9 protein-coding genes and 1 tRNA gene are annotated in these 12,713 nt (G+C 47.3%); 4 read left to right on the plus strand and 6 right to left on the minus strand.

From position 1 onward, the window contains the following. Positions 1–461: 461 nt before the first annotated feature. The 5 genes from BY447_RS13050 to BY447_RS13080 all read right to left on the minus strand — a co-directional run bounded on the left by BY447_RS13050 (position 462) and on the right by BY447_RS13080 (position 6,977). On the minus strand, positions 462–671 hold the full coding sequence (locus tag BY447_RS13050; protein ID WP_029519648.1) for a hypothetical protein: 210 nt from the start codon (positions 669–671) through the stop codon (positions 462–464). Beyond that, complete coding sequence (locus BY447_RS13055; protein ID WP_323859489.1) at positions 652–1,239, minus strand: hypothetical protein; 588 nt, start codon at positions 1,237–1,239, stop codon at positions 652–654. The genes BY447_RS13050 and BY447_RS13055 overlap by 20 nt, the downstream gene beginning before the upstream one ends. A 423-nt stretch (positions 1,240–1,662) precedes the next feature. Continuing rightward, complete coding sequence (locus BY447_RS13065; RefSeq protein ID WP_110331270.1) at positions 1,663–2,331, minus strand: class I SAM-dependent methyltransferase; 669 nt, start codon at positions 2,329–2,331, stop codon at positions 1,663–1,665. Next, positions 2,328–3,341 (minus strand): HNH endonuclease domain-containing protein, encoded by a 1,014-nt coding sequence (locus tag BY447_RS13070; RefSeq protein WP_110331271.1) that lies wholly within the window; start codon positions 3,339–3,341, stop codon positions 2,328–2,330. The genes BY447_RS13065 and BY447_RS13070 overlap by 4 nt, the downstream gene beginning before the upstream one ends. A gap of 327 nt (positions 3,342–3,668) precedes the next feature. Next, positions 3,669–6,977, minus strand: a complete 3,309-nt coding sequence (locus BY447_RS13080; protein WP_158280075.1) for a DEAD/DEAH box helicase — start codon at positions 6,975–6,977, stop codon at positions 3,669–3,671. A gap of 693 nt (positions 6,978–7,670) precedes the next feature. On the opposite strand from BY447_RS13080, the gene BY447_RS13085 reads away from it, so the two are divergent. From BY447_RS13085 to BY447_RS13095, 3 genes are all read left to right on the plus strand, one after another. Beyond that, positions 7,671–8,702: a DUF1176 domain-containing protein gene (locus BY447_RS13085; RefSeq protein ID WP_110331274.1), complete on the plus strand. Its 1,032-nt coding sequence runs from the start codon at positions 7,671–7,673 to the stop codon at positions 8,700–8,702. A 122-nt stretch (positions 8,703–8,824) separates the two neighbouring features. Beyond that, positions 8,825–8,906, plus strand: a tRNA-Leu gene (locus BY447_RS13090). Positions 8,907–9,434: 528 nt separating this feature from the next. Next, complete coding sequence (locus BY447_RS13095) at positions 9,435–10,052, plus strand: hypothetical protein (protein ID WP_199226930.1); 618 nt, start codon at positions 9,435–9,437, stop codon at positions 10,050–10,052. 218 nt (positions 10,053–10,270) lie between these two features. Here the strand turns inward: BY447_RS13095 and BY447_RS13105 are convergent, their stop codons facing one another. Continuing rightward, complete coding sequence (locus BY447_RS13105) at positions 10,271–10,831, minus strand: tyrosine-type recombinase/integrase (RefSeq protein WP_110331277.1); 561 nt, start codon at positions 10,829–10,831, stop codon at positions 10,271–10,273. Positions 10,832–11,732: 901 nt separating this feature from the next. Here BY447_RS13105 and BY447_RS23495 point away from each other — a divergent pair. Beyond that, positions 11,733–12,389: a hypothetical protein gene (locus BY447_RS23495; protein ID WP_110331278.1), complete on the plus strand. Its 657-nt coding sequence runs from the start codon at positions 11,733–11,735 to the stop codon at positions 12,387–12,389. Positions 12,390–12,713 lie beyond the last annotated feature (324 nt).

Below are 12,713 nucleotides of genomic sequence, written 5' to 3' on the forward strand. Positions count from 1 at the left end.
GTGTTCTTAAAAAAGACTGAGGAGCAGAACGTTCCTGACTTTCTTCATTAAATAGCGCTCTGGGAATCTTTTGTAATAAAAGTGATGAAATATTCAGATGCTTTTGGTTATTATTTTTTTGTGAAGTGATTTTTTAAGTCAGTAATAAGCAAGTTCCGCTTTGCTTGTGGCAAATTTTATAAGCGGCCTCCTCGGGTTGTATGGTGTTTATCTTTGAGGTTATATTTACCGAGTCGTCCTTTTTTCTTTTATTTTTAATGGAATAATAGGGGTGCCAATGAATTTAATGCCGCGGTTGAGTTAAGGCTGAAAGATTTTTTATTATCATGCTTTGCGAATATCGCCATATCCACCTCCTGACTGATCTATTCCGCAGACGGCAAGGATAGCGTGTTCGTTAGATATCTGGTCTGAACTCATGACGACTTACGCTTGTTGTCAGGGCTTTAGTCAGCACAGGGTTAACGGCGGTCTGGCTTTTCAGCTATCAGCCAGGTCAGGCCGTAAACAACCAGGCCCACAACAAGAACGAGCAGCGGAGCAATGATGCGCATGGCACCCTCATTCAGTGTGGCTGCCAAAAAAATGCCCACCACCATAGCCATTAATACCAGACCGCCAGACACTTCGGCGATGAGCTTACGAAGAAGTCTAATAAGTTTCGATAGCATTAATAAATTCTCTGGAGGCTGAGGGGTTTTTACGTAACATTTCACCCATTTTGATGAAGTTCTGCAGGGGTTCTTCGAACATGAAATAGAGCATGTCGTAGTCGTTAATCCGCAGTTTTCGCCACAGTTCAGGGTTTTGCATCTGAAGTCGTCTGGAGGCTTCACAGGCGCGGGAAATTACGCCCTGAGCGATGACGCCGCCAGTCAGGCCACCGGTCAGTCCACGGAGTGCCACGCGGGAAATGAATGACAGCATGACACCACTGATGACCTTTGATCCCAGGTAAGAAGACAATGTAAGTTGCGTAGCCGTCCGGCTGGTCATTGACGTTGCGTTGCCTATGAGCTTGTCATAAACCTTACGCAGTACAGGTTCGGGAAGGAACTGCAGCGAATCATCAATGATGATATTAACGATTTTCGCTATTTTATTTCTGTCCCTGAAGGCCTGATAGACAGCCCGGCCAACGCGGACGTCGTCATGCATATTGCGTGACTGGATGCGCCTGCCACCATCAGAAAGGTTTAAATCCTGAAAGGTTCGCTCCAGTCCCAGATAAAAATCCATCGGTACTGAAACTACGCCCGATAAGACTGAACTGGCGAGCATTGTTGCGTCCATTGCTTTTCCTCGGAAACCGTGTCCATTGATGAATTAACATTAAAATATTGTAACTGTGATGGCAATCTTTTGAGGGGCCTGACCGCGCCAAAATGACAGCTGTTTAAGATTTTATGTAAAAAAACTCTCCTTGAAGTTTCAACGTGCACCCGGCGCGTATAACCGCGACCACAAAGAAAGGCTGACTGAGAAAGTGAAGGATAAAGCTGGCGAAGTGAAAGATAAGGTCGAAAACAAGATGCATCATGACCATACGCATTGAGGCGCTCATCCTGACAACAACAGGCGCTGATGGGCACTGATAATGTCTGATGCTGAGCATGTGATATGCAAGAAAGAGCCAGGGCCTTTTACAGGGCAGCTAGAAGATTAAACTTTCCTGATAATCGCATTCAGCCACACTTCGTCGCCGCGTCCGATACGAACATCGCCGGTCTGCCAGATTTTATCTATTTCAAGAGCAAATCTCTTTACCGTTATGTCCTCAGAGCCAGCCTCTTTTTTTATCCCCATCTTATTTTTAGCCAGAATGCCACCACCGACACTATTAACCCCCTCGACCCGTTTCTGTAACCCAGCCGCATCCATATCCGTAAATCTGCGCCCGTCCTTTTCACGTTCGCCGCGTCCATGTTTGAAAGAGAGATACCCTACGCCGCCATGCTTCAGCGCCATTGCCAGTTTGGTCATGACGCCGGGTAGTTCAGCTTCGGAAACATGCAGCAGCGAGGCGCAGCACCAGATACCATCATATCTTTCAACCATATCCACATCCTGAAAGCGCATCTGCGCTACAGGCTTTCCGGATAACTGGCGAGCCAGCTCCACCAGCTCCACCGATGCATCAAAGGCTTCGACGTCAAAGCCCATTTCACTAAAGGCTTTGACGTCACGGCCTGAACCACAGCCCGCATCCAGAATGCGTGCGCCCGGCGGCAGGCAGTTAACGAAAGGCGGATAAAGCGCAGACATATCCACGCTTGCCGTATCGGTAAAAAACCGCTGAGCGTTCTGCCGGTAATAATCTTCGTTGCTCAAAACAGACTGCCTCCCTGTGCCGCTGGCTGCCATTCGTGGAGCAGGGCAAACTTTGCCGTATCCCAGCTGTTTTGCAGGAAGCTATGTCGCAGCATCGGCGTTGCGCCGGTCTGGCGAAGTAACGTTTCCCGCAACGGCAGATGGCTGTTAATAAAGTATTCGTTTCGGTCATGCAGCCGCTGCAGCAGCGCTATTGAGGGGATGCGTGCAAACTTACCCTGAGCGCCGCGATTACAGGTTTGGCAGGCCAGCACCAGATTCCAGACACCGTTGAGGTTGCCGATTTGCTCGCTGAGCATCAGCGGCAGGAAGTGATCGACATCAGCCAGATTCTCCTCGCCGCCCGTCACGCCAATGGTACGGAAGCAGTAAAAGCACAGGCCTTTCTGGTAGCCGTTCAGGCTGCTGCGACAGCTGGTAATGTTGATGCGGCGACCGCTCTGACGGCTGAAAAGCATCTTGTCATTATCGTCATAATCAACCGCAATCAGGTTGCGTGAAACGTTCATCGCCCAGGCTTCTTCAACCAGCCGCCATCTGGCATCCGTTTCCGCTTCCAGACTGGCGAACTGTTCGGTTTCCGTCAGCTGATAAAAGTTGTCTGTAAGCCGGATGCCTTTATGGCTTCGCCGTTCATCCAGGAAAAAGCGTTTGTCGATCTCAGCGTGATTCACATTATGAAAAGCATCAATGACGTTAGCAAAACCGCGCTTAACGGTAATAGTGATCAACTGTTCTTCGTTGATTTCGCCTGCGTTGAATTGTCTGCATGCCTCCAGAAACTCGCTGCTTTTGCTGGTGATCTGCTTCGGCGCATGACGCAGATGGGTGCATAAATGCCGCACAAAGGGCACGGCCAGCTCATCCAGCGTAATCAAATCATTGTCCGGCTGCTTCAGATCATACAGCGCATGGGCAAGAGCAAATTTATAGGACGCGACGTTTTTGCCAAAAAGAATAACGCCGCGCCAGTAGTTTTCAAGGCGGGGATCGGCCTGGTAAAAGCGCATTCAGGATCCTGTTTTGCGAGACGGCTCGAAGAATTCACGTAACAGGATCACATAACAAATGCAGGTAAATGTAAACCGTGAAGGTCGGGAGGGGCGGCGGAGCGTTCTTTACAGGCTTTGCTGCTGTTGGAAGCCGGAAGCCGTTGGAATACTGACAGAGGGCAAAATCAGGGTGCCGGAACGGGTTGTTCAGAAGAGGCTAGCGCAGGTGCTTAGGCAGGAAGTGTTAATAAGATGCGCTCTGCTTTCAGAGCGCGCCTTTTAATCGCGGAAACAGCTTATTTTGGCCCGGTTCGGTCCGTATAGCCCTATACATCAGAGCACTAATTAAATAAGCGATTTGGCAGGAAGCGCCTGTGCCACAACATCAAATCCTGCTTTATCAGCCCATACGTTACTGTCACCAATCACAAAAATATTGTTCTTTGCACGGGTGAGTGCAACGTTCAGCAGATTGGGTTTACTGGCCGCCCAGTCTGCTCCACCCTGATGAGCAGCGTCGCAGCCCAGTACAAGAATGACAATGTCATTTTCCTTGCCCTGAAAAGTATGTACGGTTCCCACATTTTTCCCACGCCATGCCTTCAGTTCGGTTCTTAACATCCCCGTTTTCATGGTCAGTTTGTCCACGACATCTGGTCGCTGCAGAGCATCAATAAGTCCTGCCCGAACCGCTTTAAATGGCGTGATGACATAGATATCGGCAAGCTTATAGCCAGCATCAGAAAGCCTGAGGAGCAGGGTTGCAGTATCGCGAGCCAGTTCGGATTTGTATTGCTTACGAATACACTCTCCTTCCGACGAGTACCAGCAGTTGCTCAGGCCCTTTTTTAGCGGCTGGCTGACTATAGCCTGATCATTCAGCCCATGGATCATACGGTTATCGTAAGCTATCTGGTTCGCGATGCTGAACATAGGTTCGATACAGCGACGATGTACCCATAAAGGAATACCCACCCACACTGGTTTATTCATCACCGTCAACGTACAACCATACGGATTAGCGCGATCGGCAATCTGTTGTACCGACCATTTAGCAGGAGTCCACTCTTCTGCATCATCAGCTAATACTGCCTCTGTCAGATACCTGGTCAGACGTGGTGAAGTGACAAATACCGGCTCAATCTGTAAAGGATCGCCCACCACCAGTACACGTCTGGCACGCCATAGTGCGCCGACCGCCGCCTGTGGCAGCGCCTGACCCGCTTCATCTATCATCAGCCAACCCAATTGCGCTTCCGATACACCACTGAACATCCGCCCCAGCGAAGCAAAGGTGGTTGAAACAACGGGCACTATCATAAACAGAAGCTGCCACATGCCCAAAGTATTGGCTTCAGAGCCGGGAGCACTCAAAAAGGCACCCATTTTAAAAAGTTTTTTGCGGAAGTTACCATTTCTGGAGACTTCTGCCAGCCAGGCCTGATGTAGTTCCATTGCCGCAATAAATAATAAAGATCGCTGGCGGTTGATGGTTTCGTTCTGCCAGAAAGCATAGCGCTGTGTATCAGCGTCCTGAATGCTGTGTTCTGGCCCAGGGATAACGATGCCGGGGAGTTCTTGCTTAAGCTTCGAAAGATGCAGATTAGCGTCATGCAGTGCTGTTTTGGCGTCTGTCCAGGTTTGCTTCGTGGCATTTTCATTATCAATGCATTGAGACAAATGATTTTCTGCCACGCTGAGTTGCTCGCATGCAGTCAGTCTTTTTTTGCGCTCGTTAATCAGCTCACAATTTTTTGAGTCCAGTTGCTGAAGAAAGCTCTGATAGTGTTTTCGATTGAATAAACGCTGAAGCCAGCCGGGTTTACGCTGCTGTAATGCCTGGTATTCTTCATGCAGGATGCTGACCTTCTCTTCCAGAAGATTGGCGGATTGCTGAAGCAGCCTCTGCTTACTTTCTGCCTGGTTACGATATGACACCGCCTCCTGATGTTTTATTTCCAGAGCATTAATTATTTTTCCATCGTTGTATTTCGCCAGCCAGGTGGTCAGTTCATCCAGTTGCTGTAGTTTCTGCTGCGACTGTTCCACTTCTGCAAGCGCTGCGTTAAATTTTTCTTTTGCCTGCGAGAAGGAAAGTGGCGCGGCCGTTTTACACCAGCGCCAGTAATTGAGAAAATTAAACTCATCTGGGCGATCGGCTTCTTCGGCGCTATTTTTTTTAAAATGCATAGTAAAAAAGAACCGATTGACGAATTTAGTCCGGTTCTTTTTATTGCCCATAGTCGCAGCAATTAATCCCCAGCACTGCTCCTCTTCCGCCAGGGGAAGGAGCTGACCCTTTTTGTTTTCACGTGCGCTAAACTGATTAGCGACTGCACGCAAATAGTCCGTTTTGCAGAACTCTTCTGCCAGAGATTTGCGCTGGGGCAATTCACGAGAGATATTTTCTACTGCTGCATTATTAGAAGAAGCTACCACCATTTCAAAACCGGTCAGGCTTTTGATCAAAAATCCGTCTTCGTTAAAGGCATCGGTTGCCTGTTTTAAAGACGTCAGGACTTTGGCGCGTTCAACCACATTGTGCGCCATCAGGTCACGCAGCATGGTAGTTTTCCCTGTTCCCGGAGGGCCGTTTACCGAGAGCAATCCTCCTTCGTCTAACTCCTGAATGACGGTATTGATGGAAAACTGCTGCATTAGCGACAGGCTGAAGCGGGGATCGGACGGCCAGCGACCATGCGGTGTATGCTGCGGCGCCAGATGGCGAACAATCGTTTCCAGTCCTTTAGGGGAATAAAGATCGCTGTGACGATTCTGGCGAATTGAAAGATATTGATGTAGCGCTTTGCCGCCTTCATCCTGAGCCAAGGCCAGCATAGCCCGTTCTAAATCTTCCAGAAAAAAACTGTTGAGTATAGGCAGGACTTCAGCGCTACTTTCCTGGTCTTCTTCTGCCTCTGCGATGACTGTCAGCTCATTTTGCTTGCTTTGATTCTGTTCGTTTTTTTCCTGCTTCAGATGCGGTAAACCATTCTCTGCCGAGGGAGCGGTTTTCAGGGGATACCAGTCAAGCTGCAATGTAAAAGGTGAAGAGGGAGAATATTGTGCCCACTGGCATAAAATCTGCAAAAGCCCTGTCAGGGCAGCGGCGTTCAGATAAGATTTACCGGACTGTGGATGAACCGGTAACAAAAGAGTAAGCCGGTTCAACTGCTCAGTTAACAGCGTATTCCTGCTGCGGAAAGCCTCAAGGGAGAGTTTAGCTGCAGACCCCTGCGAAAGCTGCCCAAGCGCCCATGGCAAGGTGCTGACTGAAAGGCCTTTAAAATCAGGCGTCCCTTCTTTATCAACAATCAGTTTTGCGAAGCAGGTCATACCTTCCGTATCCAGTCGCTGTTCCTGCTCGTAGCTGGCGAGTGGAGATGCCTCATTACCAAACAGCTTTTCGCTTAATAGCTCGGCCTCATTTTTAGGGAACAATCCCAGATGAAGAATATAACGTACATCGGCATTTTTAATTCCGGCCCTTTGGCGTTGGGATTCATTCAGCCACGGCAATAAAGCATCGCTACAGCTTTCCAGCTCTGATGCGGTGATCTGAATGCTGTTTTCTTCTTCCTCAACGTTATAGGTTTGAAAGAATTCAATAAGATGCCAGCTGCTAAGAATGCGTAATGCTTGTTGCGTATCCACTTTAACCGTCCCTGAGGAAGTGTATAGGTCCATCAGCGATATGAACGCCTAATGACAAGGAAAATTTATATATCAGCAGTGTAAAGGATCCACTCATAAGGATCGAGAGAAAACGGGTGGATACTCTTTGATTTTAATAGGAATGTTAGTTCAGCATTAACGGGCTATGCGCCTGTCAATCGGAAGGCCTAACAATTAAATGGGATTATAACAACGCAGCCTGTTAATAACTAAGAGCATTGTCTTTATAAATTTTTTTTGGACTGATTATTTCTACCGCTCCGGCTTTCGCTCAGGAAAAAGTGGCATACCTTTTTATCACAAGGCATGATCAGTGGTCTGCGATAATACCTTCTTCTACTGTATCGGTGGCCAGAGCACATAATAGAATGTTTGCGGTGTGCTGCTGAAGCCTGCGGCGGGCGCGGAGAGTGGGAGTTCTGGCAAAATTATGCCGTCGCAATAGAGCGAAATCGAAAAGCCGATAAAAATTACGCTGTGGCAAAATGGCGAGCCCGCAGGCGATGCGACGTGAAAGGCTAATCACTGGTATTTTCAGAAGCGCAGATGCTAGTGTTGATCAATGCCATCAAATAACACCAGCTGTTGGTTTAATCCCATCCGTGGTGTAAGAGTGATGCCTGTGCTGATATCAGAAATAAAACATAAGGGATTAAAGTGAACTGTAAACCGATGCTTTTCGTGCTGGCGGCGCTCTCCCTGTCGGCTCAGGCCGCCCAGAACGGAAAAACGCTTGAGCACAAAGACTGGGAAGTTGTTTGTGATAACACCCTGACCTGCCGCATTGCGGGCTATGCCAAAGAAGAGGATCCGTCCGGCTCTATTCTGCTCACCCGTGCCGCTGGACCGGGAACGGAGACAGTGGGCGAAGTGACGCTGGGCGACACCGAAGATGACAGTGAACCGGCGGAAAAGCTGACGCTGTGGATCGATGGGAAATCCGCTGGCGATCTGGTGGCGGCTGATGACAACTGGCGAATGTCGGCCAGTCAGACCTCTGCGGTAATCAGCGCCGTGAAAGGCAGCGGTAAAGTCGAGTTCAAAGGCGGTACCAAGCCATTCCAGCTTTCCGGCGAAGGCGCGTATGCCGTGCTGCTGAAAGCGGACGACGTGCAGGGCCGTATCGGCACGCCAGGTGCGCTCACCAAAAAGGGCAATAAGCCGGAAAGGAGCGTGGTTAAAGCTGTGCCCGCACCGGTTATTCAGACAGCTAAAACCCTTGGCGGCGAACCACGTTTGCTGACCGCTGCGGAAAGCGACGCGCTTAAAATCCGACTGCTTGCAACGGTCAATCATAATGATGATGACACGTGCGACAGTCTCTATTCACCTGCAGAAAACAGTGATCCGGAAACCGACGGACTCACGCTTACGCCACTCGATGACAGCCACTTTTTGCTTTCGGCGCTCTGCTGGCGAGCCGCTTATAACGAAGGATATGGCTACTGGGTCATTGATAACCAGCTGAAAGGGAAACCTGAGCTGGTGACCATTTCCGGATCAGATTACGACAAGGGCGAGATTACCAGCGTGCAGAAAGGCCGGGGCATCGGCGACTGCATGAGCCAGGAAAGCTGGGTATGGGACGGCAAAGCCTTCCGTAAAAGCTATGATGGCGGGACCGGTATGTGCCGGTATATCCATGCGGGCGGCACCTGGGATCTGCCGACGCTGGTGACGGATGTGAAGGCTGTTTCGGGTTAAGCAGGTGAACCTGAAAGCCATAAAGACGTTTTTTTCAGCAGTTGCACCTTCACCTGCGGATAAGGGTTGCGGAAACAGGGGGTAACGGTATAATCCTCAACGTTTTCCGCATACCCTTCAGTGCCGAAGTGGCGAAATCGGTAGACGCAGTTGATTCAAAATCAACCGCCGCGAGGCGTGCCGGTTCGATTCCGGCCTTCGGCATTCAGTACCTTCTTTTCTTACTTTTCAATGAGTTAGACACAGAAATCTATCTCTTTTGCATGTAAGAAATGATCTAAATTCTCACCAGAAATTGCCGCTGTAGTTAGTAGTGGCAGATCAGGGAATACTATCTCATAGCGGCGTGTAGTTCCAAGCTTCAAACACGTACAGTTTTCAACTTGAAAGCTATGACGCAGCCCACGTCTCTAAATCATCCCAAAACAGTTTGATCACACGCATTTAAGCCCGATGTGAGGCGTAGTACAGCCCCTAAACAGGTTTATGGTGGTAAACGTACCTGCACACGAAATGCAGGCTCTACCAGCGATTCAGCCACGCTCCCGCAAGGGTACACGGTTATCCTGATAAGGTGTGATCACTCTGGACATTTGATGAAGTCGCTACGCTCCGCTTGTTGTTAGTACCACCAACGGGGCTTTATGGCTACTATTGTCTAAAATTTGATTCGCTGTAAACTTATACAAATCAGGTGAGTAAGGTAAGCTTTAACGAAAATCAAAGGATAAGATGATGGTTAAAAACTATGAAGAAGAAGCCTTTAAAGTCATCAGCCGCTTCATAGCATTGTCCCTTACTCCAGATAGATTGATGAAGATAGGAGCTTTTGTTGTCTGCTACGGACAGTTTGAAACTACTTTAGAACGAGCGTTATGGACTTTGAAAGAAGTTGATGTAAAAGGGATCAGACCCTTCACTGAAAAGTTAGCTTCTGATAAATGGTTTGAATGTTTAGGCGAAGGAAATCATAAACTTACTGAAGAGTGTAATGCTGTTTTAAAAGAAGCATCTCTAACAGCTTTGGATCTCTCAAATTATAGAAATAGCCTGATACATGGCTATCTTTTACCAATTGGTGATACACCGTCATTTTTAAGAAACCCTGCATGGCACGGAGAGAAAAGAAACAAAAGTTCAGGAGATGCCTACATTGAAGAGCCATTACTCGATTTAGCAATCCTGTCTGCTTGGACCTTATTGAGACTTGTCAGACTTACTGAAAAGGTATTTGAAGATGAAACAGCTGAGTCTGCGATCATCCAAATGGCGAGCGACATAAGGGAAGCCAGAAGTTTTTCAAGTGAGTTACGCTACCTTAGAGACTTAATGAACTATGAGAAGTATTAAATCAATTGTCAGTATCAAACGTTTTGGTATGGTGGCAGGGCGCAGACTTTGCCACCTTCACAGATTCACTCCGCTGGGCATTCTCATAGACGCAAATCTTCCCATCTGACACCTCCACTTCATCAGACAGTATCAATGTAATCGGCACGGCTGAAACCTTCACCGCTGCCAGGCACAATAGAAGGGCGGATGCTAGTCTCTTCATTTTCATTCCTATGTTAGTAGTCGATTCCGGTATAAACATCTTCAATGTCTTTATCCATGATCCCACAGTAGGCCAGGGTAACGGCCTGCGAGCTATGCCCGTAAAGCTTTGTCAAAGTTGGCAGACTTACCCCGCGTTGCAGCGCGTGGAATCCCATGTTTTTACGTGGTGTGTGCGCCGCGATATGCAGATCAAGACGTTCGCCAGCTTCCTTGAACTTTGTGGACACGGTGACACGGCTGATCGCTTTACCCTTCGCCCTGTTGCTATCAACCTCGAACAAGAACACGTGAGACGGGTTAGCCGCACGGCGCTGTGCTACCAGTTGCAGAGCTTTAGGCGTCAACATCAGAGAACGCGTCTTGCCGGTTTTCTCTTCTTTCAGGTTCAGAATATTTCCATCAATCCGATCAAAGTCGCTGTACTTCAACTTTAGCGCGTCACCGATACGCGCCGCCGTCTGGTTCAGGAACACCCACAGATCACCATAGATAGGATTGCTGTTGTGCTTCCTTAGCAGAGCTTCAACATCAGCAATCTGTTCTTTCTCCCTTACTGGCTGTACTCGTTTCATGTTTTCAATCCTCTATTTGTTGCTTAGAAATGTATCTTTGATCATAACCTGATCATTTACAAGCATTTTCTATCTAATAAAGTCGATTAAAACCTTATTAAATCTGAATAAAACCTACCCCCCGCCGTGGGCAGATCTGCAAAGGGGTGTACCCCTCCTGCATTCATCGCACAATAAATATCATTTAAATCAATGTGTTACACAAAAAATCTGTAAAGCGTTCACTGTGGACGGCTACGGATCAACCTCACCAACCCCGCCAACCTCATCCCACTAAAAAAAATTCTAAGGTAGCTCCCCTTACGGGGCGTTAGCCTGCATCGGCTGCACCTCCCTTGCTCCTACTTTTACCCCGCTCAATCGTACTGCTGCTTGACCGCTGCGACAGGTGAGAATGAGTCGCATTCGGTTTCTGCAAAATATCAGGGCTGATCGAGCGCCAGCGGCGCGTAGAAACTGAATAAAACGTGAATAAAACTCCCTGAATACAGTTAACAAACGTCCATTAAGGTGTGACCGCCAATAAATCAATAGCTTAGAAACTTACTCTTTCTACTTGTGTTAGTTAGAAGGTGAAGGCAGGCAGGCCGGAGGCGTCCACCGAGACACAATGTAATAACATGTAGTGACTATCAAACTATAGGCAGATCTGCCATTCGAAATCGTCAAAATCCGGCGATTTTCGAGATTCACGCACATCAACAGGGAGAGAATAAGGGGGTTGCTTAGCAACATTTAGAATTGTTGAATTGTGACAATCATCTACCGATCACGCTGCAAGGCTTGCTGCGTCTGGTTTTGTCAAAGTTAGGCTAACAAATGAAAGTTAACTTTGGGACTTTGGAACTAACATATGGCATTCTGGAACCCATCTTAACCACGATAATTAAGGGATAATATTATGGGATTTTTAGGGGAATTAAGTAGTTTTTTACATAGTATTCCTGAATGGCTGTCCTCATTTATTACAGCGTTAATTGGTGCTGTTATTGGTGGCTGGTTTACATTGAAAGGAGTAGATCGGGAAGCAACAATTACCAGAAAAGAAGCAGAAAGAGATTCTTTAGAACTTCAGTTGTCGGTATTAAAAGGAATCAAAGGTGAGATTTCTACTCTTCTTGTCCTGTATGACAAGCGTATGAAAGTTCACATCGAGAATATACGTCCTGGTAATATGCTGCTTTTAGGATTTCCTATTGGTGATGATAACTTCACGTTCTACGAGCAAAATGCAAAGTTTATTGCCAAGTTGAATGATGAGCCAAGAGATTCAATCATCAACATCTATACATATGCTCGCTCCTTAATCCAGTCCTTCAAGGGTAATAATCAACTAATTGTTGAGCATGAGAAAATATTGTTAGGGATGGCTGACAAAAATAATAATGCCGATTACTACCAGCGATTGTATGCTGCAAAGCAGGAAGTGATGATCGATTACGCTCAAGGTATTAAAGCCATTGATGGAGAAGTAAGAGAATCTATTGCTAATGGGTTTGCCAATATTGATCAAGAAATTGTACGATTAGAAGACAATCTCAAAAATTTGTCATTGTAAGAAGTGCTGAACAGTAAAGCTAAGGTTTACCATAGGTAAATTTTACCGTCGGTAGATTTTGCCGATGGTGATTAATGCCTACGGTAGATTTTACCACGCACCAACGGTAATTTTTACCAACTCACCACCGGTAAATTTTACCGTGTAATAAGATCAAGATTATTTAATAAGATCAAAAAGAATTAGATATTAATATAATTACAAGATTGTTCTTTCTTTGAACAACAGTTCTTAGAAGTAATATAAATCGTTTGCTCCTGCTCCGTTGTCGCCCACAGAGCATTGATAATTGTGCTACATCGGACGATTGCACGTCCTACCCTG

This window comes from Pantoea sp. JKS000250, assembly GCF_003201065.1.
Taxonomy (GTDB): Bacteria; Pseudomonadota; Gammaproteobacteria; order Enterobacterales; family Enterobacteriaceae; genus Pantoea; species Pantoea vagans.